The sequence below is a fragment of the Lysinibacillus sp. NPDC095746 genome (assembly GCF_044763535.1).
Classification (GTDB): Bacteria; Bacillota; Bacilli; order Bacillales_A; family Planococcaceae; genus Lysinibacillus.
Window position 1 is genome coordinate 14,621 of record NZ_JBIWGL010000043.1, and the last position, 19,803, is coordinate 34,423.

The window sequence follows — 19,803 nt, forward strand, 5'->3', positions numbered from 1 at the left end:
AATGAAAAAAACCAACCAGTTCAGAAAAGAGCGTACATATGAAAAAACCAAAATATCAATTGATTATAGATTTTATAAAAGAAAAAATTGCTAAAGGGGAGTGGGCAATCGGAAGTTCCATACCAAGTCAGCGTAATTTAGCAAAACAGTTTGAGGTTAATCGTAGTACAGTCATAACGGCATTAGAGGAACTAATGGCCGATGGGCTACTAGAAGGTAAAGCAGGGAAGGAAACAGTCGTTACCAATAATACTTGGACGTTGATGGGGGCAAAAGCCTCGACTAACTGGAATGAAAATGTCAGATTAGGCATTCATAAACCTAGCGTTTCGATGGTGCAGGAGATTAACGAAGCGGAATCAAATTCGAATCTTATTCAATTAAGTAAAGGGGAGTTATCACCAGAGATGTTCCCGTTAGAAGAAATGAAAACCATCGTTCAAAAGGTTTCGAATCAATTAACCTCATTTGGCTATGAAGAGCCGAAAGGAAATATGAAATTACGGCAAGCCATTAGTGACAATTTAAAGGTAAGAGGGGTCGAAGCGTCTCCGGCGTCCATTCTCGTAGTTTCTGGAGCCCTCCAAGCTTTACATCTAATCTCGATTGGACTTCTAAAAAGAGGTTCGACGGTGTTGTTAGAAATGCCGTCCTATCTATACTCGTTGACTGTTTTTGAGTCAGCAGGGATGGAGTTGCAAGGATTAGCAATGGACAACGAGGGCATTATTATCGATTCAATTTATCCGACAAAGGAAAAAGGAAAAAATATTTTATATTCAATTCCGACCTTCCATAATCCAACAGGCGCCTTAATGCAAGAAGAAAGACGTGCGAAATTAATTGCATACTGTGAAAGAGAGCAGCTGCCAGTTATAGAAGATGATGTGTACCGTGATTTATGGATTGACAATCCACCACCTAAACCATTGAAAGCAATGGATCTATACGGAAATGTATTATATGTTGGAAGTTTATCGAAAACCCTTAGTCCAGGATTACGAATTGGTTGGATCGTTGGCACGGAGTCAGTCATAAATCGATTAGCAGATTTAAAAATGCAATCCGATTATGGATCAAGTACTCTTTCACAACTCGTTGCAGCAGAGTGGCTAGCTAGTAATTTCTATGATGACCATCTTGATAAAGTAAGAGAACAACTTAGCATTCGTAGAAAAATTGCTGTAGATGCACTGGATAAATATTTAAGCGCTTACGCTACGTGGGATATCCCAAAAGGTGGATTGTTCATATGGGTGAAAATAAAGCCTGAATTTAAAGTGAAAAGGCTATTTGAAAAAGCATTAGCCAACAATATTCTTCTAAATCCAGGTAGTATTTATGCTGAAAAATCGGGTCAGTTTATACGAATCTCCTATGGGTATGCCTCACTCGATGACATGAAAGAAGGCATATTCCAATTAAGTGAAATTATAAAAGGAGGGGTTAAATGAAACTATTAACCAAATTGCCAAAAAGTAACCCAAAATCACATGTAGACTTCATTAAACATGGCTGGATTCCAATGAAAGAACCAAAAAATTTAATAAGTGCTATTTTGTTATCTATCCCTTTAATGATTGTCGCTTCAATGATGTCTATTGCGGTAATAAATATTTTTTCTAGTATTTCATTGAGAGATTTTGGATTTACTTCTGCTGGATTATCAATAACTATTAACTTAAGCGTTATTTTGGGGATCGTCTTCCTATTAATCATTCACGAACTACTTCATTTGATATTCATTCCTAATTTTATGAAATCAGAAAAAACTGCTGTAGGGTTTACTCTGTTCGGGGGTTTTGTCATGACGGAAGAAGAAATTTCAAAATCAAGATATGTATTCATTACGATTGCACCTTTTATGATACTTTCAATAATTTCCCCTCTAATTTTCAGTGCATTTGGACTTTTAACAACGACATTAAAGTTCCTGATTATACTTAACTCGCTGGGATCGTCAGTTGATTTACTAAATCTTCTTCTTATAATGAAACAGGTACCGAAAAATGCAACTTTAAAATGTAATGGATCAAACACTTATTGGAAAAATGCTCAGACTGAACAAAAGGGTAAAGATAACGCATAAATAAATAGAATCATTGAATGAGGAAGAAGAAATGAAATCAAACCGCATGTTTAGTATTTTAAATTTATTAGTGAATCATCAAAAAATGATAGCTCAAGAATTGGCTGAAAGCTTGAAGTGTCGGAACGAACTATTTATCGCGATATTGAAGCACTGAATTTAGCGGGAATTCCTATAGTGAGTTATCCAGGTCAAGGTGGGGGATTCTAGCCAACTATAAACTTGATAAAAAGTTTCTCTCTATTGAAGAATTACAAACTATACTAATTGGTTTGTATGAATAGTAAACAGACAGAAAATAATATTAATCAGCTAATTACTAAAATTGGGGAAAAGATGAGTAAACGATACTTAAAAATGCCGATATTGTCATCGACTTATCATCATGGTTTGCGGATAACAGCTTTCAAGATTATGCTACACTTTAGAAAAGCAATTAGAAAACAGTTATTAATGGCAATTGAATATCGATTAAAATCTGGTTATAGCAAAAGAACAGTAGAACCATCTAAACTACTATTCAAATACTCATCGTGGTATCTATATGCTTTTTGTTTGGAGAGGAATCAGTTTCGTTTGTTTTCGGATGTCTTGTATATAAGTTGATTGTAGTGAAGACTGGGCAACTCCTTGGGGATTAGCGGTAGAGGGACGAAGGTAAAAACATCACATCCTGTGATAACGCCTTCGTGGCCAACATCGTGCTGGCCCGAGACCATGGAGCGAGCATCGCGAGTGAAGCAGCTCATCGGACGCCCCTAGGAAGCTTTGCTCTGTGCGAAAGCGAAGCGTCAGCTACAAAGCAAAAGCACCTAGTTAGAACGGAAATCAATTATACGTTATGATGATGGGCTATATTTTTCATTAGGCTAGACCTTTTATATATTTCGTAACATTCCCTAAACAACAACTACCTTGAGGGTTATTTACCTCACAGCCACAACGTTGTTCTTTTATATTTGCTCGAATATGTTCTAATGGATTATGAGCAAGTTCATTTTCAACATGTTGTTTAATTTTTTCTTTAGTCCAATCAAAACAATAACAAACCGGTGTACTTAATGAATCATTCTTTTGATGTACATCTATCTTAATATCAGATAGAAGATACTCTTTATTGCTCGCATCAAAATAAACGACATGGCAATCTTTAGTAGCACAAAAATAATGATCATTCATAGCGTTTATAGATCCTAATACAGATGGTTTCATCATTGATTTAATAGTTATTAGTTGTACATTTTTAGCTTTATTTTTACAAGAGGGACAACTAATAATCTTTTCATTTTTAAGGCCACTACAACAATGTTCCATCGTCATTCCACCTCGAATATTTTATTTTTCAGCCGTTATAGTTCAATACCCAGCATTAGTACTTAATACACTTTATTCAGAGTATAAACCATGTACGAAGGCAGAGGGGAAAGGAATTCTATTTGCCACATAAATTGAAGCATAATCTTGACAAGACAGTGAACACACGACGAGCTTAGTGTTAGAATTCTTTTTGAAAATCATTAACGCTTATTTTACAATGAAATTAATGCCAAAAGAAAAAAGAGCATTATTTAGCGCGAACTACATTCTGATTTGTTAGCAGGTCTAACAATTGTGATGCAGTTTAAATTGTCGTCTAGGTTTTATAAAATAAAATACTTTTAAGGTGATAAATAGTATGTTTTTAGGATTTGAATGGCTCCCTAAAAAATGGGGGAAAAGAAAAGTTTCGGAACGGTTTCTTCAAGCGAAATTTACTGAAGAAGGTAAAGGGATTACGATTACTACATATGCTATTGATTTATATATAATATCGATTCCTTTAGAAGTGAAAAAATATAATTCACTTTAATTTATTTTAGCTGGTGTCCAAGCCTAGCTAAAATAAAGGAGGTCGGACTAAGAACGAACGATTTTCTTCACCATGAAGTGAAGGAAACCGTTGATACATCAATGTTTATAGAGGAAGGTTGTTGCAGTAAGGGTCTCTTCATAATAATGCGTTTTTACAAGTTAAGAAATGGTATATTTTTATTTAGAAAGCGCACTAGCAGCGTTTTTCTGCAAAATTCCAAAAAACCTTGTATTAACTACGTTCTACGCCTTTATATGAGTTTGGATCGTTAGAAATCTTAATTTTGATTATTATATTTTATTTTTAACTTTATCATGAATAGATTTATTACTAAAATCATCAGAAATACACCTAGATTGAGTAGCCCATGTCCTAAGGGATAGTTTATTGCATATTCTTTTTGAAATTCCAATAGCTCTTGACTACTTATAGAATTAATATCTTGTAAAGGGAAAAGGATTATTTGTAATAAAGATCCAATTACTATTAAACAAAATGATAAAAAAATTATGCTAAAAAGTGTTATCTTATTAAAAATAAATCGCATAATGTCACCTCAGTTTTATCTCTATTTTTTAGAATAGACGTTTTTACTCAATAAAGGTTGTTCGATACAAAAAAGCTCCCAAAACAGATTCGGGAACTTTTTATACTTAACTTTGTATTACTTATGACGCGACCCTTATGAGAAATCAGCCTACCTTAAGTGAAGCATTTTACTCTAAGATTAGTTAATGGGTTTTATTGACCTAGATTTGAAGAAGAATTTCTTTAATTGATTCGTTTTTGCTTTAAAATGCGAAAATAAAAAACATCCAATAATAACTATAAATCCCCCAATTCCTTGCGTCCAAGAGATGCTCTCTCCTAAAAATAAAAACGCTAGAAGTGCAGTGAAAATGGGATTGAAATTAAGAAAAACACCGGATGTGGTAGCCCCTAATTTTTGAATACCAATGCCCCAAAGTACCATACAAACGACAGTGGAGATAAACCCAGTATATAAAAGTGATAGTATAAAAGAATGATCAACATTAGAAATAGTAAAATCTCTAAGGTTAAACGGCAATAGGATTAAAAGTCCAAATATTCCTGAATACAATGTTGCCATTAGTGGCGAGGTCGTTTTCATTGCCCATTTATTACACACAGAATAAATTCCCCATACACATACAGCTGCAAGCATCCATAAATCACCCAAATTAAAATGAAAAGACAATAATAGGTTGAAATTCCCCTTTGAGAGGACGAGAAGAACACCGAACAGTGACAGTAGCATTGCAATTGCTTGAAGTACATTAATCTTTTCCTTTAGGAAAACAGTTGAAAAAATCGCAATTGAAATTGTATTTAATGTAGAAATGAAGCCAACATTCGTCGACGTAGTTCTTTCTAAGGCTAAAAATTGAAAGATATTGAACAATACCACACCTGTAACGCCCATTAACAATAAAGGGAGGAGGGCATCTCGAGAGGGAAGTAATCTTTTTTCTTTCCACCACACCATTGGCAGAAGCACAGCGATGGCAATGAGCCATCTTAAGCTCGTCAATGTTAACGGAGAGGCATGATCAACAAGAGATTTGGCAACTACAAAATTGCCCCCCCAAAGTAAACTAGTTAAAAGCATTAATAAAACATAGACATTCTTCAAATCACGATCTCTCCTTTTATTTCCGTATGTATAATTGAGATTTTAGATAAAAGAATAATAACATTTTTAACTATTTAACTGTATAATATTTTGTATGATGAATGAAAAACAAAATAACAATAAGAATAACTGGGTTTTTCAAAATAAAATTAAAAAAAGTCGCCGAATGTAGCTGGAATTTCGAATATAAAAAAGGGAGAAAAATGCATGAAAGATGTCGAAGGAAAATTATTAGATAGTGTTGATACTCAAATACTGGATATTTTACAGAGAGATGTTCAGATAAGTAATGTGGAGATAGCGAGACGGGTGAATTTGTCCCCACCAGCAACCCATACGAGAATAAAACGTTTAGAAAGTGAAGGGTTTATTGACAAACAAGTTGCTATTTTAAATCAAGAGAAACTGGGATTCGATTTACTGTGCTACGTATTCATGAGTACAAATATTCATCAAGCTAAGGAATTAGAAGCTTTGGAGAATACCTTAAAAACAATGACAGAAATATTAGAATGCCATTGTTTAACTGGAGAGTATGATTATCTTTTAAAGGTTGTTATTAAGGATCGAAAAGAATTAGATCGCTTTATTAGAAAATTAAATAGGCTGGGCATATCCCGCATTCAAACGAACTTATCTTTACGAGAAATTAAATATTCAACAGTCTTACCGATATCAGAAGTTGAACAGTAGAGGTTCTTTGGATTTTTAGCATGGTCGCCAAAGTGTTTAGGTCAAAAAAAGAATCAATACATTGGGCATTTATGAAAACATTTATTTATATGGTACGACACGGTGATTCACCAAAAGACGGAAATGAGAGAACGAGAGAATTAACTGAAAAAGGTAGATTAGACGCTCAAAGAATAACAGATATTCTACAAAAAGAGGGTATTGATACTGTTATCTCAAGTCCGTATAGTCGTTCAATCTTAACTGTTCAGAAAGTAGCTGAACAAATAGCAAAAGAGGTAATTGTGTTTGAAAATCTTAAAGAGAAAATTTTTAGTGCAGGGGATAAGCGAATCTCTGACAAGGAATTATACCCTTTATTAGAAAAGTCGTTTTCTGACCCAATCTATGCTTTAGAAGGAGGCGAGTCAAATGCTGCCTGCCAACAACGTGCTATTAAAGTTTTAAAAGAATTATTAAAGACCTATCAAGGACAGAAAGTAGTAATCGGCACACATGGGGCTGTTATGACTTTAATGATGGGCTTTTATGATAGTAGATACGATCTGAACTTTTTACTACATACAACAAAGCCAGACATATACAGAATGGAATTCGATGGGCAAGAATTGGTCGATGTAAAAAGATTGTGGAAGGTTTAAGCAACGGCACTGACAAACTTATGAATCGCTAAAATATTGAACATTTATAGTCAATTTATACGAAAAGGTGTTGGTGTAAATTGACTTTTTAAGTAGCTGTTTAGTTATTTCCAGATGTTTCTAGATAGCAGTGTTAACTAAAAGAACGAGGGGGGGTAGTAAGGGAGATAGATAAACGAAACAGATTAAGCGAAGAACCGTTTGATTATCTAATAACGAAGAAAGGAATTATCGTATATTACGAAGATAAACAAGGGATAAGCAGCTGAGCCCCTTATAGCAAGGATCTAAACAGGGTAACGGAAAATTTGGAAAAAATAAAAGAAAGTAAAACAAAGACTCACTCTGAAAATTTCCGAAGTTGGGCAAGTGAATATTTGAAAGAAAATGTTCAGCAAGGCGTAATCTTGCTGAACATTTCTTTAAATATAATGAATAATAATTTTACAAATCCAAGCAGCAAAGATAATCCAGATAATAATAAAAAGTATCCCAACAAACCAATTCTTTGGTTTTTTAGATAGTTTTAACTTTTCTGCAGCTTCTTTATTATCCTCTACTATATATGGTGGAATTAGTTTTAAAGCGAAGATAATTCCTAAAGGTACTATTATTAAATCATCAAGATACCCTAGAACAGGAATGAAATCTGGAATTAAATCTATAGGGCTAAAAGCATAAGCAACTACGAGCATTGCCACAAGCTTGGCATACCAAGGTGATCTGGGATCTTTATAGGACAAATAAAGTATAAATAAATTTTGTTGTAGTTTTTTAGCTAAGGCTTTTAATTTTGATATTGAACTATTGTTCATGGATGATCGTCCCTTTTTTACTATGAAGTATAAGTTATCTAAGTAAAAAGGGAAATAAAAACTAATGAACATATGGGAAGAATTTTAAGGTGGAGCCTTCATTATTTTTAAGGTTTTTCTATAAATTCCCAATTTCAGTCAATATCAAAGTTCTGTTCTATATATAACACTTCATCATCTGACAAGTTAATTTTATTAATTAATGAAATCTTGAGGTACACATTCACGAACACCAGAATTTCTCAATGAGTTAAATAAAGCTGCACCGATTCTTAATAAAACATTGTTATCTGTTCCATTTTCTAAATCATAAATTACGTAGTATGCATTATCAACTGTAAAAATACATTTTCGTTCTAATTTAAATCCAGGTGGTACAGTTGGAAGTTTAATAACTGGTCGAATCACAGGTGTATCCCCTTCATCTCTGATAAAATTGAATGTTTGTTGGTCAATCTCATAAATATTAACGGGATCAATCTCCACACCTTGATCTGGAATTGTAATTTCATCTTCAACTAATAAGAAAAAGCGTTCGTTTCGAAAATTGAAAAGGCTTCTCGCTCCAATTTCAAATGATGCCATTTATATTCACCTCCTTTCTATTCAATATTTTATTCATATCAAATACAGTTGTTTGGACAAAAAGGAAGGTAGAATGAAGAATAGTAATTATTTAATTTTCAATCTTATAATTAGCCATCCTGTTTTTAGACCGAAGTCTATCCGATAGGATGCTTATGAGTAAAGTAACTATAAAAGGGCCACCAGGCTAAGGCGACCCTTAAATCGGAAATTTTAATACTCTCTATTCAAAAAAGTAGCGCCGATAATAATTAGAAGTATAAATAGAACAACAATTAAGGCAAATGAAGAACCACTACCATATCCGCCACCATAGTAGCATCCACTATTTATACCACCAACGTTGCCGTAGTATCCCATATATATCCCTCCTTTCTACAATTTATTATATGTAAGCTGTAGAGACGGAGTGGGGTGTTAAACCATATAGCTATTGGCATTAAAAAATATTTTTTTGAGAGATAAGAAAATAAAAAAGGGTCACTTGGGATAGGAGTGACCCTCAGTAAAACCTTCGGAGGTGTAAGGCTAAATTAGCTTTACCTTACTATTATTATGATGTGATAGTTATGTTTGTATAGTGAATAGCCTGTGACATAGTGCAAAAGTACAAAGCCGTGTTGATGCAATGAATTATCGTATTAAGGAATACAAGCAAAAGATTGTAGAAGTGCAGAAAACGCATTACATACGTGATTGGGATTGCGATGTTGAAGCTCTTCATAGACTGCTAGATGGTAATAGCATGTGAGCAATTTTCAAGACATAAAACTATATCTAATTTTTAGAGTAAGGAATAGTATTTTGGGATAGATGTTGAAGTAGCCGGAAGGTTGCTTCTTTTTATTGCATTTTTATATAACCAACTAACAGCACAGGTTAGTTAAACAAGGAGATTTATTGGTAATTGTAGAATAATTAAATATAATCTTTTGTTACTAAATTTGATAGGAGTGACTACAACAATTGCGTATTGAAAATAACGAAATATACCCACATTGCTCATTTATCACTAGAACGGTGGAAGTTGGGGGCCTTACTAAATCACAGCTTATTCAGAAATTGCACCAGTACTCTATCCTGATGAATGAGTATGGAGAGAAGTTATTTACTGCTGATAAATTTACCACCTCTGATAAGAAGTACAGCCTTCAGACGGTTGAACTAACTGTTGGAGACCTTGGATTTCCTGATGGAGCTAATACGGATCGAATCTTTAAAAGAGCTGAGGAACTTGGTTTGAAATTGTGTCCGCTTGAGCTAGGACCTTATCTAAGAATGGAGTATCTGGATCAAACTGAAGGTTATTCAGAGGATTCTTTACAGCAACAACAAGCTCCATCTGGCTCTATAACAATAGCATCCGAAAAACTAACTGAAGACGATAATTTTCCGAAAGGTTTTTATCTTAGACGAATTAACGGTGTTTTATGGCTTCGTGGATACCGTGCTGATCATCTACATATTTGGAACCCTAACGATCATTTTATCTTTTGTCAAAAAAACACGACAGAAGAAATGTGAATAAGGTAAATGCGTTGTGATTTGAGGAATTTATAATTCCATCATTTCTATTTCTGATATGGTTCAAAGGCTGACAATGATTGTCAGCCCCTTGCTAGAAAAATAATAAGTAATAGCTCATAAAATAAAAAGGATTAGATTGTACTCAGCCCTTAGCTATATAACGGGGAATAACCGAGCTTACTTAGAGCTAATGCCATTTGATAGTATCCCCTACTATTAGGATGAATGCCTCCTGATGATAGTAAAGCTTTTTCATTCCCCTTAAATACATTATAGATATCAGCTACTTTAACATTCAATTCCCGACCAAAACGGTTAATTAATGAATTAAACGCTCGAATGCCCTCATCTGCTATAGGAATATCGCTAAATGGATTGTATAAATTCTGTAACCGTAAAATAAATCTTTCTTGTTTGTCTAGATGATGAATTTTTTCTAATATTTTTGAGATGTTTTTCCCTGATTGCTTAATAGCATGAGTTATACATTCTTCGTTTTTATTTATGAGAAATTCTTTAGCAGCGTTTATTAAATCATTCCCTCCAGCTGTTAGCGTGATAATATTTGCACACTTTACAGCTTCACTCACAATCGGCACATTAAGCATAGCTAAAACATCCTCAGTCGTTGCCCCTGACCTTGCATGTTTTTGATAAGAAATACGCTTTGTTAAACTTTGCTGGCTTAGATATCTATAATATTCAACATATCCAGGGTCTAAAAACGGGACCCCGATACCTACAGTAAGGGAATCGCCTATCGCAAGATAACGTAAATGATTGAAATCCATATTTCACCTCAACTTATTAGTTATGTTCTTATAATATTCAGTAAAAGATGAATGTGGAAACGATGCCTAAACAAAGTAAGTAATCGGGGACAAACAGTAAAATGTAATTGAATCGATAAAAGTTGCGGAAAAGCCCGAAAAGAACATGAAATACTTGTGATTTTTATTCCATTTCTCCTTGCTTCATATAAAACTCTAGTGCTTGATTAAACCATTTTTGTTCATCCTCAGTGAAAGGAGAAGTTGTCATATTTTCAAGTTCTTGAATATCCAGTTCTTCCAAATTAGTATTAGCTAACTTTTGTATTAAATCGTCACCTAGAAATGAAAAAATGGAATCTAAATAGTTTTTGACCATCTCTTGTACTTTGAAGTCATCTATAGGTTTATCATATAATTGTTTCATTTCTTTAGAAAATTGAATAAATTTTTTATCCAACATAATTTTATCTTCCTCTGATTTGATTGAAAGTTCTTCTGAGATGTCTGTTAAACGATGTCGTTCCATCCATTCTTCATGTTTATGTTCTACTTTCATATTGTAAATAAGGCTAAATAATATCGTACTATCTACTTCTCCTTCTTCTTTGAGTAACTTTATTACTCTTTTAATTGCTTGTATTGATTGTTCAACTTTTTCCTTTTCACTTACTAAAGCATTTAAATGAAGTGATAAACTTTCATTCAAATCAACGTTAAAACGCGACTCATTTAACAAAATTGCTATTTTATCTAGACGATACCCTAGAAATTTTAGGCTTATAATTTTTTGTAAAGTAATAATATCTTGAAAATAGTAAGTGCGATGCCCAGAAGAAGGATTCTTTTCGGGTTGTAATAAACCAATTTCATCATAGTAATGCAAAGTAGGTATTGGCAATCCTGTCTTTTCTGAAAATTCACCAATAGAAAACTTTCTATACTTATTCATCAAAATTCCTCCTATCAAAAGTATAGCTTTATCATACAACCTAAAGTAACTTGAGGTTCAAGGGAAAATTTTAAAAAATTCTTGAATAATTGTTGTAAAAGTACAAACGGTTTATATGTTACATACGTTTACTTCGTGCATTAAGTAAACAAATGAGAGATAATTGGGGGTAGGAGGTGATGTAAATATTTACCTTACTTGGTATTTGTCATATCCTTTATATAGGGGGTAGACAGACTGACGACCGACCTGCGCTTGGCAGACTAGTTTGGAGCGTGACAAACTTGGCCGGCTCATATTTATGTGACTTTAACTAGAAACTATTAAACATGAGGTGAAAAAATGACAGTATTAAATACAGTAAACGAAGCTTTAAAATTCTTTAACGAACAATTTCCAGAAGGTTCTTCTTATAGAGGAGCTGAAGAAGCACAAATTGCACAGGGGCGAGTTTTCGCAGGGCGAGCAGTTCCGGGAGTTGGTTTACAACGCGTAGGATGGCAAATTCAATTCTTGACAATGCTTTACGACAAAATTGGTCCAAATCATTCAGATTCTTGCCGAGTGATGAGTGCAATCGTTCATAACTTAAATATCTTCTATACAACACCTATTCACACTAAAACGGAGGCCACAATTGAAATTCCGAGTGGTAGTACAGCTTGGGAAGCTGGGGTTGTTGAAATTGATCCAGGTTATCCAATTATGTTAGTAGCATTATCTATGCTTCGTAAATCAACTCATGCGTATAATAATTTAGGTGTAAATGGTTCAGGAGATTCACAAGCGTACTTGAATACAGCACTTACTCGACACTATCAAAAAATATTATATCACTGCCAAAATTCGGGTCACGGAAAAACTCTTATGACTGATCCGGGTTCATTTGGTACAACAAGTCCAACTGTTCGTTCATTCACAACAGCTGATGGATCAACTTTTAAAGTGGCTAATGGTGTTGTTAATACTACATATATGATGTTAGGGTCTTTAGCTTACTATCATGACGTTGTACTTAACCATTCTCAAACTGAAGTTGAAAATGATCCTCTTTATACAAATATTTTTAATGCTGGAGTTAACTTGATTAACGCTTTTGGTAACGCTGTTGATTCGGATTCTGTTTCGATTGCAATTGGTGGTGGTGCTAAAGGTACTACATGGGCACAATTACGAGCACCGTATGTTTCATCAGGATATGATTCATATGTAGGTGCATCGCTTGTTTGGTTAGGTCATGGCATTGTTCCAACAAATAATATTTATGCACTTACAGAATCGACTCTAGTTACTTCTTCTATACAGCTAAGCAATTATTACAAAAATTATGTGCTTACTAACAGATCAAATGCTCCGATGGCTATGGTCCCATTAACTAATGGCTCACCAGCCACTTTATCTGGATCTACTTTCACAGCTGCAAAAACATTCTTTGGGACTCAGACGCCAACTAGTGACGAGATTTTAAACCTTACAGGGCTAATTAATGATCATCCGTATTCAACAGGATATTTATATACATTCGCTAATAACGGAGATTCAGATTTTATTAACAAAGTCGATAAAGCGGTACGAGAATCTGGCGAAGGTTTGTGGAGAAGTACAGCTGAAATGGGGACAACTTCTTCAATCGTTGCTTATGGTCGACGAGGGGAAGCGGCAGGTCATCGTACATTATCAGGTTTAGCCGGACTTCTTCAACGTGGTATCCCAACAGTGACAAACGGTCAGTAATATTGAAGGTACCACTGGTGGAACTTGGAGTAACGGTTCAGGATATAGTTGCGCAAAAGGGGTTACAGTGTATGCTGGAACGCTTATACCTTCTGTAGATCTGAGATTTAAGGCAGATTTTTGTAGCCATCAAGGAGCTTATGACGAACTCTCTAGAGTTTATTCGGCATCTGTAAGTGCTTATGAATGGGATTTTATAGGTACACCAGGTGTATATCGTGCAAAGGAAACATTAGAATATTCGGCATATGGTGGAATAAAGGCGAAGGTAAGACCTAAAGAAGGAGCAAATCAGCGCACAGATTATGTATATTTAAGAGTAGCCAAAGACACTTACAGGGTTGATTCTTCATTTTAATTATCTTAACTAACGAAAGAGGGTTATTTTAGTGGCAATAGAAGGTTTATTTGGTTTAATCATTGAACCACTCTTATGGTCATTAGTTGTTTTTTTAGCTTACAGACAATTATTGTTACCTTCAACAATGTTAACCCTTAAATTAACATCATAGTAGTCATTTTGTCTATTTCTTTCAATTTATTCGATTCTTCCATAATCGAATAATTGATTATCACCGTATGAAGACATTGTTTCAAGAATTGGTAGACCTAATTCACGTAAAAATGCTAACTCTATAACACTCGGTGGTTGATCTTGAGGGAAATATTCAGTATCTGATTTAGCAAAAGCAAAATTTATGGCTAGGAAACTCATTAAAAGTAACGAGATGATTATTTTTTTCATCATAAAAAAATTCCTTTCTGTATTTGTTTGTTGTTATTTGCAAATACGAGTGATTTTATGTATCTAAATTTGGACTAATCTCAAATTAATTTTACTGAACAATATGATAATTAAACGTAAATAGAGCGATTATAATAGCGCTCTAAAAAATTCAAAAAATCCCATGTCCATCGGAATAGCCTAAATAAAGAATCCAAGTATGGCAATAGGGACAAGTAATAAATGGTAAATCTTAATAGGTAATATTTTTTCGGGTAAGGTTTTATAAATTGCTACACAAACCACCATTAATAGCAGGTAGTAATAATATAGGCGAATTAAAACAAAGTAGTCTTTCAATCTTAAATAGGCAATAAAAAGTGAAGTTGTAAGTACATTGATATTATAGTTTTACTAAAATATTTTACTTCCGAAATTCAGAATTATGTTACATGAAAATTAATGTGATATTCAATTTCTGCATAAAAAAGAGCACTCTATTAAAAAAGGATGCAACGTTTCAAGAATACAAAGAACATGTGTAAGAGTTAAAGGAGCTTACTTTCAAGAAAGACCCAAAGAAAAATGAAATCATTGAAGAAGAATTTAACAAAAAATTAGTAGAGGGGGTAAAAAGCAAAAGGTGTTAATCTTCCTTTTGCTTAATTTCTAAAAATATTGAGAAACTAATTGCAATAAACATTACTATAGAAAAAATAATGGTAGAAGTGGATTTAAAAGAGACTGATGTAATCAATAAAGCAAGAGAACAAATGATAATGGCTATACGTAATAAAATATTTGTTCTTTTACTAGGTTTGAAAAAGTCTTCTAATACACCAAGTAAAATACAAAATCCTATAAATGCAAGATACTCATATAAAAGTATGGGTTCTAAATATTCTGGACTGAACCACATTAACTGAAACGAAGAAATGAGAATAAGAATGTATTTTGTAAATTTAAAAATGCCTGACAAAGAATCACCTCATTTTAATAATAGGTAACTAAATAATGTAAGTCTAGATGAAATTAGGAATAAATTTGTCGGAAGTCACTTCTTTTGAGTGAACCCCAATTAAGTGGGGTACATAGGGTAAAAACGGATACTTTTTTACCAAATTAATTATTAAAATGAAGCTTCTAAATTTTGTAAAAATCAAAAATTTTAATTTTCTCTTGTTCAAAAACAAAAACCCAACAATTCTAACGGGTTCTGTTTTGAAGTACAAAAAGCAAAATCGCAGGTTAAAAGACAATTAATTAGCATATTAAAAGGTACTGCAATTGCAGTACCTTTTTTGTACAACTTGGTTTGATATTTCGTGAATCAAAAGTTAACTAAAGCAACCCGTTCGTCAAATATTGTTACCGAACATCATCTGTACTATGTGTATTTCCCTTATTCTATTACTATACTAAATGAGATATTAAGCTTATCCCAAACCCAAGCCTGAAAAATTCTATCTATTTCTATTTTTAGTGCTTTATCATCCAAATCATCATCAATACCTAATTCTTTAAAAGTAAATGTTTCTGTCGCCTCTGTACCTTCATATTTTGTACTACTGAATGAAAAAGTAACTGTCTTATCCATTGTTGGTTCACCCTCCTATTTTAACCCTGCATAAATCCGCCTTTTATTACAGTTTACATTATTCCTTCATAATGCACTAAACTACACCGTTGGTTGAATATAGTTCCTTGCCATATAACTTATCACGCCAACTAATTCGTGCGGAAAAAGATTATGTATTCGCATCGTTATAGAACGTTTTATAATGTAACTTTATTTATACGATTTGATATACCATTTCGTATGAAAATTGTTAAAAAGTCGCTTTATATCAATAAAAAAAGGATATCCAAATCCAAATATCCGAAATCGCAAAGTTAAATAACATTAGTAATCCGAATGTTATAAAGATTGGGCAGGTGATTAAACTTGGCTAAATCAAAGCTTTTTATTATGAGTAGAGGTCGTATTTTTGAGTGTGCAGTTGAAGAAGGTGTTGAGTGGGAAACGCATCGAAAAGGTACACCAGGAAAGTTGACATTCAACATTGTTAAAGATGAAGTACTGGGATTTTACGAGGGTGATGCGGTTCGTTTTGATTACGACGGCCATAAGATATTTTTTGGCTTTGTTTTTACCAAGAAACGTAATAATAATCGTATTATCAGTGTTACTTGCTACGATCAACTTCGATATTTTAAAAACAAAGATACTTATGTGTATGCTAATAAAACGGCTGCTCAAGTGCTTCAAATGATTACAGAGGACTTTAGGTTAAAGACAGGTATTGTCGCTAATACAAAGCATGTGATTGCTTCTAGAGTAGAGGATAATCAAGAGTTGTTTACTATCATGGAAAATGCCTTGTCAGATACAACTCTAAATACAGGTGATTTATATGTAATGTATGACGACTATGGATCATTAAATCTACGTAATATCAAGATGCTTAAATCAAACTTGCTCATAGATGAGGATTCAGGTGAAACATTTGAATATACGACATCTATAGACGAAAACACATATAACAAAATCAAATTAATTCGCGAAAATAAGGAGACTGGAAAACGCGAAATTTTTATAGCTCAAGATAGCTTCAAAATTAATGAGTGGGGCGTCCTACAGATGACAGAAAAACTCGATGAAAATGGGAATGGTAAAGCTAAAGCTGATGGCATGTTGAAGCTTTATAATCAAAAGTCTCGAAAGTTGCACATTAATAAAGTGTTTGGAGATCCAACAATCCGTGGAGGAAGCCAAGTTGCTGTGAAGATGTATCTTGGTGATATTACTGTTGCTAATTTCATGATGGTAGAGACAGTGAAACATACTTTTAATGATTCAGACCATCGAATGGATTTGAATTTGATTGGCGGTGATTTCATTGCGTGATATGACAGATATTTTAAAGCTTATTAAAAGGATTACTTTAGATGCGGTAAACTCACAAAAACTCTCTGATATCGTTTATGGTACCGTTATAAGCGAAAATCCTCTAAAGGTGCAAATTGACCAAAAGTTAACATTAGATGAAGCGCATTTGAAACTAACGAAAGCAGTAAAAGATCATGAAGTAGAAATGAGTATTGGTAGTGGGTCAATGCAGATTTATACAGTTTATAATGGCTTACTTAAGGGTGACAAAGTTACTATGATCCGTGCACAAGGTGGCCAACAATATTTAATTATCAATAAAGAGGTGGTGTGATGATTCCGCGTATTGAAAATGATGGTCTTACGCTCGATTTCGAGGAAGTCATCGAGCCATCAAAAAACTATAAATTAATACCTGACAAGAATCGCTGTTTTGGCTTTGTAGATGAAATAGAAGCCATGAAACAGGCGATTTTTTTAATGCTTTCAGTTGAACGATACGATCACATTATCTACTCATGGAATTTTGGTGCTGAGTTTAAAGATTTATTTGGTAAGCCAGTGTCTTTTGTGGCAAGCGAGGCAAAGCGAAGAATTAGAGAAGCATTGATACAAGATGATCGTATAAATGAAGTTGATTCTTTCGTTGTAACCACCCACAAAAATAAAGTACACATTCAATACACAGCTCACACTATTTATGGTGAAATCACAGCGGAGAAAGGGGTTGAATACTAATGACCGAACCACTTAACTTAGATACAACCTACGAGGATTTAATGGCGCAAAAACTCGCTGGCGTTGATAATTCTCTTGATAAACGGGAAGGTACATCAATGATTTATAACGCAACGGCAGCCAATAGTGTGGAAACCATACAAATGTTAACTACTGTTAAGAACTTCATTGATATGGTATTTGCTGATACTGCACCAAGAGAGTACTTAATCCGTCGTGCTGCTGAACGTGGCATAAAACCACATGAAGCTACGTATGCCAAGAGAAGAGGTGCATTTAATATTGATGTACCTATCGGCAGTCGTTTCAGCTTAGATGACTTAAATTTCGAGGTTATTGAGCGTATATCAAAAGGACAATTCATTCTACAGTGCGAAACAGCTGGTAATGTCGGTAATTTATTCACTAGTCAATTGATACCAATTAAATATATCGATGGATTACAAACTGCTGTATTAACTGATGTACTGGTACCAGGTGATGATGAGGAGTCTACAGAAGACTTCAGAAAACGTTATTTCAATAGCTTCGAATCAAATGCTTTCGGAGGAAATCGAGCTGACTATAAAGAGAAAGTTGGTGAAATGCCTGGTATTGGCGGTGTGCGTGTTTATCGCGCTTGGAATGGAGGTGGTACGGTTAAGTTAGTTATTATCAACTCTCAGTATGAAAAGCCAACACAATCACTTATCGATGAAGTTCAAACAGCTGTTGATCCATTGGACCATCAAGGAGAAGGGTTTGGCACAGCTCCAATCGATCATATAGTGACTGTTTTCGGAGTAAATGAAACAAAAGTTGATATATCACTAAATATAACTTATCAGTCTGGATGGGCATGGGATGATATTAAGGAACAAGTACAAAAAGTTATTTACGATTACTTTAAGGAACTTGCTGAAGAATGGGCCAAAGCAAATAGTTATGAGGAAGATAACTCAGGAGTTGTAGTCCGTGTCTCGCAAATTGAGTATCGGTTGCTAGGCGTGGCAGGAGTACTTGATATAGCAGATACAAAACTAAATGGTTTGCAGGCAAACATAGCACTTGATCCTGAATCAATACCGAAACGAGGCGTTGTAAGTGGCTAGAAATGTCGATATTATTGGCTATTTACCTCCCATTCTACATGAGATAAAAGAGGTAGTTGCAATTGCAAATATTGAAAATCCATTACTCGAGAGTTTATGGCAACAAATCGAAGATACACTTAACAATCAATTCGTAGTAACAGCAAATGAACAAGGTACTGAACGATATGAAAAAATGTTGAAGTTAAATGTTCCTGCAACAGACACCGTAGAAACGCGAAGATTCAGGATTCTAACTCGATATCAGGAACAGGCCCCTTACTCTTTTAGAGTTCTTAAACAATTACTAGATAGTCTCTTAGGAGTAGGACAATATGAGTTAAAACGTGATGTTACAGCTAAGATATTAAGTGTAAAAATCGAATTGACTGTTAAGGGCATGTTTGATGCAGTTGTTGTCATGCTAGAGCGTATAACACCACAAAACATGGATTTAACTGTCCAATTGCGGTACAACCAACATAGTACTCTATTGCGTTTTACACATGTTCAATTGGCTGCATTTACACATAAACAATTAAGAGAGGAGGTGATGCCGTAATGTCTACAAATACATCTAATTACAATTTAGAAAAACCTAGTTAAGATGATTTTTACAATGTTGAGGCACAAAACAGAAACATGGATAAAATTGATAAAACTTTAAAAACCATGGACAACAAAATAGCAGATGGAGTTACTCACGAAGATATAAACGTTATCAATGGCAAGTTGGGTGAAATTGATCAAGGTGTTGACGAAATCAATATAAAATTAGACCAAATTAAGAAAAATACCGAAACAATTAAAACTACTACCAATGCAACTAAAACAGCAATAGATGACGTAAATACAAACCTTGCTATTGCAAAAAACGATGTTGCCTCTATTAAAACAGCAACTAATACAATAAACACTAATGTAAACACGGTTAATTCAAATTTAGGAACTCCAACAAGTTCAGCAAGTAATTCAACTCCCATGAAAATAAAATCTCTGGCACTAAAAAAGTCCATGCTCAAATAAACGCGACCTTTATATTCAAAAAAATGGTAGCGCCTAAATAGAG

General features: G+C 34.0%; 26 protein-coding genes. 16 read left to right on the plus strand and 10 right to left on the minus strand.

Translation table 11 applies throughout. From position 1 onward, the window contains the following. The first annotated feature begins 38 nt into the window (after positions 1-38). The 4 genes from ACIQ7N_RS21805 to ACIQ7N_RS21820 all read left to right on the plus strand — a co-directional run bounded on the left by ACIQ7N_RS21805 (position 39) and on the right by ACIQ7N_RS21820 (position 2,695). Positions 39-1,454 (plus strand): aminotransferase-like domain-containing protein, encoded by a 1,416-nt coding sequence (locus ACIQ7N_RS21805; RefSeq protein ID WP_402936162.1) that lies wholly within the window; start codon positions 39-41, stop codon positions 1,452-1,454. After that, on the plus strand, positions 1,451-2,089 hold the full coding sequence (locus tag ACIQ7N_RS21810; protein WP_402936164.1) for a DUF3267 domain-containing protein: 639 nt from the start codon (positions 1,451-1,453) through the stop codon (positions 2,087-2,089). The genes ACIQ7N_RS21805 and ACIQ7N_RS21810 overlap by 4 nt, the downstream gene beginning before the upstream one ends. A gap of 117 nt (positions 2,090-2,206) precedes the next feature. Further along, the gene (locus ACIQ7N_RS21815; protein WP_402936166.1) at positions 2,207-2,299 is read left to right on the plus strand and encodes an HTH domain-containing protein; all 93 of its coding nucleotides are present in this window, start codon (positions 2,207-2,209) and stop codon (positions 2,297-2,299) included. A gap of 204 nt (positions 2,300-2,503) precedes the next feature. Further along, positions 2,504-2,695: a WYL domain-containing protein gene (locus ACIQ7N_RS21820; RefSeq protein WP_402936199.1), complete on the plus strand. Its 192-nt coding sequence runs from the start codon at positions 2,504-2,506 to the stop codon at positions 2,693-2,695. Positions 2,696-2,953: 258 nt separating this feature from the next. Here the strand turns inward: ACIQ7N_RS21820 and ACIQ7N_RS21825 are convergent, their stop codons facing one another. Beyond that, positions 2,954-3,403: a putative iron-sulfur cluster-binding metallochaperone gene (locus ACIQ7N_RS21825; RefSeq protein WP_402936168.1), complete on the minus strand. Its 450-nt coding sequence runs from the start codon at positions 3,401-3,403 to the stop codon at positions 2,954-2,956. Positions 3,404-3,764: 361 nt separating this feature from the next. Between ACIQ7N_RS21825 and ACIQ7N_RS21830 the strand changes: the two genes are divergently transcribed. Further along, a complete protein-coding gene (locus tag ACIQ7N_RS21830; protein WP_185903505.1) occupies positions 3,765-3,938 on the plus strand; it encodes a hypothetical protein in 174 nt (57 codons plus the stop codon). 730 nt (positions 3,939-4,668) lie between these two features. Here the strand turns inward: ACIQ7N_RS21830 and ACIQ7N_RS21835 are convergent. Further along, positions 4,669-5,571, minus strand: a complete 903-nt coding sequence (locus tag ACIQ7N_RS21835) for a DMT family transporter (RefSeq protein WP_402936201.1) — start codon at positions 5,569-5,571, stop codon at positions 4,669-4,671. Between the two features lie 231 nt (positions 5,572-5,802). On the opposite strand from ACIQ7N_RS21835, the gene ACIQ7N_RS21840 reads away from it, so the two are divergent. Together ACIQ7N_RS21840 and ACIQ7N_RS21845 are read left to right on the plus strand one after the other, a co-directional pair. Next, complete coding sequence (locus ACIQ7N_RS21840) at positions 5,803-6,288, plus strand: Lrp/AsnC family transcriptional regulator (protein ID WP_402936170.1); 486 nt, start codon at positions 5,803-5,805, stop codon at positions 6,286-6,288. 71 nt (positions 6,289-6,359) lie between these two features. Then, positions 6,360-6,929, plus strand: coding sequence for a histidine phosphatase family protein (locus ACIQ7N_RS21845; protein ID WP_132360860.1), 570 nt, complete (start codon positions 6,360-6,362; stop codon positions 6,927-6,929). 422 nt (positions 6,930-7,351) lie between these two features. Here the strand turns inward: ACIQ7N_RS21845 and ACIQ7N_RS21850 are convergent, their stop codons facing one another. The 3 genes from ACIQ7N_RS21850 to ACIQ7N_RS21860 form a co-directional block, all read right to left on the minus strand. After that, positions 7,352-7,744: a YkvA family protein gene (locus ACIQ7N_RS21850; RefSeq protein ID WP_402936172.1), complete on the minus strand. Its 393-nt coding sequence runs from the start codon at positions 7,742-7,744 to the stop codon at positions 7,352-7,354. Between the two features lie 195 nt (positions 7,745-7,939). Continuing rightward, entirely contained in the window at positions 7,940-8,329 is a 390-nt protein-coding gene (locus tag ACIQ7N_RS21855) for a spore coat protein (protein WP_132360856.1), read from the minus strand. Between the two features lie 213 nt (positions 8,330-8,542). Beyond that, positions 8,543-8,689: a YjcZ family sporulation protein gene (locus tag ACIQ7N_RS21860; protein ID WP_132360854.1), complete on the minus strand. Its 147-nt coding sequence runs from the start codon at positions 8,687-8,689 to the stop codon at positions 8,543-8,545. 606 nt (positions 8,690-9,295) lie between these two features. On the opposite strand from ACIQ7N_RS21860, the gene ACIQ7N_RS21865 reads away from it, so the two are divergent. Next, positions 9,296-9,853 (plus strand): helicase, encoded by a 558-nt coding sequence (locus tag ACIQ7N_RS21865; protein ID WP_402936174.1) that lies wholly within the window; start codon positions 9,296-9,298, stop codon positions 9,851-9,853. 152 nt (positions 9,854-10,005) lie between these two features. Here ACIQ7N_RS21865 and ACIQ7N_RS21870 read toward each other — a convergent pair whose 3' ends face one another. Together ACIQ7N_RS21870 and ACIQ7N_RS21875 are read right to left on the minus strand one after the other, a co-directional pair. Continuing rightward, positions 10,006-10,647 carry a GDSL-type esterase/lipase family protein gene (locus tag ACIQ7N_RS21870; RefSeq protein WP_402936176.1) on the minus strand — a complete coding sequence of 214 codons (642 nt, stop codon included), beginning with the start codon at positions 10,645-10,647 and terminating at the stop codon, positions 10,006-10,008. 163 nt (positions 10,648-10,810) lie between these two features. Beyond that, a complete protein-coding gene (locus tag ACIQ7N_RS21875; protein ID WP_402936178.1) occupies positions 10,811-11,578 on the minus strand; it encodes a MerR family transcriptional regulator in 768 nt (255 codons plus the stop codon). 342 nt (positions 11,579-11,920) lie between these two features. On the opposite strand from ACIQ7N_RS21875, the gene ACIQ7N_RS21880 reads away from it, so the two are divergent. Beyond that, positions 11,921-13,312 (plus strand): hypothetical protein, encoded by a 1,392-nt coding sequence (locus tag ACIQ7N_RS21880; RefSeq protein ID WP_402936180.1) that lies wholly within the window; start codon positions 11,921-11,923, stop codon positions 13,310-13,312. Between the two features lie 67 nt (positions 13,313-13,379). Beyond that, a complete protein-coding gene (locus ACIQ7N_RS21885; protein ID WP_402936182.1) occupies positions 13,380-13,670 on the plus strand; it encodes a hypothetical protein in 291 nt (96 codons plus the stop codon). Between the two features lie 180 nt (positions 13,671-13,850). On the opposite strand, the gene ACIQ7N_RS21890 is transcribed toward ACIQ7N_RS21885, so the two are convergent. The 3 genes from ACIQ7N_RS21890 to ACIQ7N_RS21900 form a co-directional block, all read right to left on the minus strand. Further along, positions 13,851-14,060, minus strand: a complete 210-nt coding sequence (locus tag ACIQ7N_RS21890; RefSeq protein ID WP_402936184.1) for a 3'-5' exonuclease family protein — start codon at positions 14,058-14,060, stop codon at positions 13,851-13,853. 622 nt (positions 14,061-14,682) lie between these two features. Then, positions 14,683-15,015 (minus strand): hypothetical protein, encoded by a 333-nt coding sequence (locus ACIQ7N_RS21895; RefSeq protein WP_402936186.1) that lies wholly within the window; start codon positions 15,013-15,015, stop codon positions 14,683-14,685. Between the two features lie 423 nt (positions 15,016-15,438). Next, positions 15,439-15,633 (minus strand): hypothetical protein, encoded by a 195-nt coding sequence (locus ACIQ7N_RS21900; protein WP_107894816.1) that lies wholly within the window; start codon positions 15,631-15,633, stop codon positions 15,439-15,441. Positions 15,634-15,981: 348 nt separating this feature from the next. Between ACIQ7N_RS21900 and ACIQ7N_RS21910 the strand changes: the two genes are divergently transcribed. The 6 genes from ACIQ7N_RS21910 (at position 15,982) to ACIQ7N_RS21935 (ending at position 19,760) form a co-directional block, all read left to right on the plus strand. Beyond that, on the plus strand, positions 15,982-16,944 hold the full coding sequence (locus ACIQ7N_RS21910) for an XkdQ/YqbQ family protein (RefSeq protein ID WP_402936188.1): 963 nt from the start codon (positions 15,982-15,984) through the stop codon (positions 16,942-16,944). A 1-nt stretch (position 16,945) separates the two neighbouring features. Then, entirely contained in the window at positions 16,946-17,260 is a 315-nt protein-coding gene (locus tag ACIQ7N_RS21915; protein ID WP_402936205.1) for a DUF2577 domain-containing protein, read from the plus strand. Next, complete coding sequence (locus ACIQ7N_RS21920) at positions 17,260-17,664, plus strand: DUF2634 domain-containing protein (RefSeq protein ID WP_402936190.1); 405 nt, start codon at positions 17,260-17,262, stop codon at positions 17,662-17,664. Before ACIQ7N_RS21915 ends, ACIQ7N_RS21920 begins: the two co-directional genes overlap by 1 nt. Next, positions 17,664-18,755 carry a baseplate J/gp47 family protein gene (locus ACIQ7N_RS21925; protein ID WP_402936192.1) on the plus strand — a complete coding sequence of 364 codons (1,092 nt, stop codon included), beginning with the start codon at positions 17,664-17,666 and terminating at the stop codon, positions 18,753-18,755. Before ACIQ7N_RS21920 ends, ACIQ7N_RS21925 begins: the two co-directional genes overlap by 1 nt. Continuing rightward, a complete protein-coding gene (locus ACIQ7N_RS21930) occupies positions 18,748-19,296 on the plus strand; it encodes a putative phage tail protein (protein WP_402936194.1) in 549 nt (182 codons plus the stop codon). The genes ACIQ7N_RS21925 and ACIQ7N_RS21930 overlap by 8 nt, the downstream gene beginning before the upstream one ends. An 80-nt stretch (positions 19,297-19,376) precedes the next feature. Then, positions 19,377-19,760 carry a hypothetical protein gene (locus tag ACIQ7N_RS21935; protein WP_402936195.1) on the plus strand — a complete coding sequence of 128 codons (384 nt, stop codon included), beginning with the start codon at positions 19,377-19,379 and terminating at the stop codon, positions 19,758-19,760. Positions 19,761-19,803 lie beyond the last annotated feature (43 nt).

What these genes read in the sequence shown, in the direction of transcription:
- ACIQ7N_RS21840 (WP_402936170.1), top strand. Translation starts at nt 5,803, where the DNA reads ATGAAAGATGTCGAAGGAAAATTATTAGATAGTGTTGATACTCAAATA.
- ACIQ7N_RS21875 (WP_402936178.1), bottom strand. Translation starts at nt 11,578, where the DNA reads ATGAATAAGTATAGAAAGTTTTCTATTGGTGAATTTTCAGAAAAGACA.
- ACIQ7N_RS21855 (WP_132360856.1), bottom strand. Translation starts at nt 8,329, where the DNA reads ATGGCATCATTTGAAATTGGAGCGAGAAGCCTTTTCAATTTTCGAAAC.
- ACIQ7N_RS21845 (WP_132360860.1), top strand. Translation starts at nt 6,360, where the DNA reads ATGAAAACATTTATTTATATGGTACGACACGGTGATTCACCAAAAGAC.
- ACIQ7N_RS21830 (WP_185903505.1), top strand. Translation starts at nt 3,765, where the DNA reads ATGTTTTTAGGATTTGAATGGCTCCCTAAAAAATGGGGGAAAAGAAAA.
- ACIQ7N_RS21835 (WP_402936201.1), bottom strand. Translation starts at nt 5,571, where the DNA reads ATGCTTTTAACTAGTTTACTTTGGGGGGGCAATTTTGTAGTTGCCAAA.
- ACIQ7N_RS21860 (WP_132360854.1), bottom strand. Translation starts at nt 8,689, where the DNA reads ATGGGATACTACGGCAACGTTGGTGGTATAAATAGTGGATGCTACTAT.
- ACIQ7N_RS21825 (WP_402936168.1), bottom strand. Translation starts at nt 3,403, where the DNA reads ATGGAACATTGTTGTAGTGGCCTTAAAAATGAAAAGATTATTAGTTGT.
- ACIQ7N_RS21920 (WP_402936190.1), top strand. Translation starts at nt 17,260, where the DNA reads ATGATTCCGCGTATTGAAAATGATGGTCTTACGCTCGATTTCGAGGAA.
- ACIQ7N_RS21890 (WP_402936184.1), bottom strand. Translation starts at nt 14,060, where the DNA reads ATGATGAAAAAAATAATCATCTCGTTACTTTTAATGAGTTTCCTAGCC.
- ACIQ7N_RS21810 (WP_402936164.1), top strand. Translation starts at nt 1,451, where the DNA reads ATGAAACTATTAACCAAATTGCCAAAAAGTAACCCAAAATCACATGTA.
- ACIQ7N_RS21880 (WP_402936180.1), top strand. Translation starts at nt 11,921, where the DNA reads ATGACAGTATTAAATACAGTAAACGAAGCTTTAAAATTCTTTAACGAA.
- ACIQ7N_RS21820 (WP_402936199.1), top strand. Translation starts at nt 2,504, where the DNA reads ATGCTACACTTTAGAAAAGCAATTAGAAAACAGTTATTAATGGCAATT.
- ACIQ7N_RS21915 (WP_402936205.1), top strand. Translation starts at nt 16,946, where the DNA reads ATGACAGATATTTTAAAGCTTATTAAAAGGATTACTTTAGATGCGGTA.
- ACIQ7N_RS21935 (WP_402936195.1), top strand. Translation starts at nt 19,377, where the DNA reads ATGGATAAAATTGATAAAACTTTAAAAACCATGGACAACAAAATAGCA.
- ACIQ7N_RS21925 (WP_402936192.1), top strand. Translation starts at nt 17,664, where the DNA reads ATGACCGAACCACTTAACTTAGATACAACCTACGAGGATTTAATGGCG.
- ACIQ7N_RS21805 (WP_402936162.1), top strand. Translation starts at nt 39, where the DNA reads ATGAAAAAACCAAAATATCAATTGATTATAGATTTTATAAAAGAAAAA.
- ACIQ7N_RS21870 (WP_402936176.1), bottom strand. Translation starts at nt 10,647, where the DNA reads ATGGATTTCAATCATTTACGTTATCTTGCGATAGGCGATTCCCTTACT.
- ACIQ7N_RS21900 (WP_107894816.1), bottom strand. Translation starts at nt 15,633, where the DNA reads ATGGATAAGACAGTTACTTTTTCATTCAGTAGTACAAAATATGAAGGT.
- ACIQ7N_RS21850 (WP_402936172.1), bottom strand. Translation starts at nt 7,744, where the DNA reads ATGAACAATAGTTCAATATCAAAATTAAAAGCCTTAGCTAAAAAACTA.